This is a genomic window from Oleiphilus sp. HI0043 (assembly GCF_001634935.1).
Genome location: NZ_LWEY01000281.1, coordinates 1 through 1,018, shown reverse-complemented (window position 1 = coordinate 1,018; position 1,018 = coordinate 1). Strand labels below are relative to the sequence as shown.

Genomic DNA, 1,018 nt, shown 5'->3' with positions numbered 1-1,018 from the left:
TCCTTAAAGTAATTTGAAGGCGCTAGACTACCAGCCTGAGCAAGGCACGCAAGTGATATTCACTTAGTAGAAAAAGGGTACGCTAGGCAGCACCCGAGTTGCCATAACTAATGAAACGCTGCTCAAGCATTTCATACTCTTTTTTCAAGCGGTTCAGCTCGTCTTGCAATTCTTTAGGGGACTGACTGTTTTCTGCGAGGTCGACATAGTTGCTTTCGAGGGTTTCGCGCTCAGCTTCAGAACGTTTCAGTTTTTGCTGTGCCTCTTCAAGCGACTGCTTTAATAGGTAGGCTTCACTGTTGTCCGCCTTGAGATCATCAAGCTCTTTGGTCATAAGTGATGAATTAATTCGTAATTTCTTAATCTCCTTCACTTTCTCGTCCAGTTGTTCCGAAAGCTGCTGTGTTTTTTCGATTAACGATTCTTCTCTCTCATTGCTTGTATCAACAGCATCAACAACCCTCTTTAGGCTTGAAACTTTATTAGCCTCTTTTTCAATGTCTCGGCTAGCTTGCTGATATTGAACATTCATTGAGGTAATCCGCTTTCCTGATTCTTTCAAGGAGGCTTCGAGTGCCTCAATATGTTCAAGCAAACGCTGCCGCTCAGAATCACTAAAGGCTTGCCGGTCATTCTCAGATGTCATATCTTTAAGTTGCGAGCTCAAACTTAATTGCTGGCCGGACAATTCATCCAGTTTGTTCATTCCATCTTCGACAGACTCTTCCTCACCTTCTGAATCAGGCGCAGTCTTGCCTACCGTTTTTCCATCGTAGGCATATTCAAAAGTATGATGTTTCCCCGGCTTAAGCTTTGTCAGCTTATGCTTCAAAAACATAATGTAAGCGACGCTAATGCACAAACAAGCAAAGGTGCCGATTAGCAGCTGAATAATGATGTAATTTGTATCTGTCGGCATAATGTCTCTTCTTGGGCCATCCTTGATACGCAATCTTTCAACAAAAATTGCCTAAATTAAACGTAAATTTATTCTAATCGTAAATATAGTCTTATTTTG

General features: G+C 41.7%; 1 protein-coding gene. It reads right to left on the bottom strand.

The genetic code is table 11. The features are described 5' to 3' along the window. Positions 1 to 82 precede the first annotated feature (82 nt). Positions 83 to 919 (bottom strand): hypothetical protein, encoded by an 837-nt coding sequence (locus tag A3729_RS04120; RefSeq protein WP_068512640.1) that lies wholly within the window; start codon positions 917 to 919, stop codon positions 83 to 85. Positions 920 to 1,018 lie beyond the last annotated feature (99 nt).